We start from the raw sequence: 365 nt of genomic DNA on the forward strand, positions 1-365 counted from the left end.
CCAACGAGCGGTGGGCGATTGCGTCTGCTGCTGCTTCATATCCGGGTAGAATGCCTGGCTTTGTTTCAGACCCGTGCGAATTTTATGTTCCAGCGCCGCATACACCATTAAACTACACGTCATCACCATCAATAAGGCTTCGATGCGTTCCGGTTTTTTCAGGTACATTGATGAGGTTAAGAACTCGGGACTTTTTAGGAATCGAAAACCTCGCTCAACTTTCTGTTGGGCTTTGTCATTCGCGAGCAACGCGACCATATCCAGCGCCTTATCGTCCGTTTCATTGGTCGCCAAAATAAACATCCCCACCTTGAGTCGGGCATACACGACTTTATCCAGTTGACTGTAAGCCCGGCCTGAGAGCC

General features: G+C 49.9%; 1 protein-coding gene. It reads right to left on the reverse strand.

Features of this window, described 5'->3' with window-relative positions; translation table 11 throughout:
- The coding region (locus tag ACGF5R_RS24650) for an IS1634 family transposase (protein ID WP_387693277.1) at nucleotides 1-365 on the reverse strand (365 nt) is incomplete at both ends.

The organism is Photorhabdus sp. RM71S (assembly GCF_042879355.1).
Classification (GTDB): Bacteria; Pseudomonadota; Gammaproteobacteria; order Enterobacterales; family Enterobacteriaceae; genus Photorhabdus; species Photorhabdus kayaii.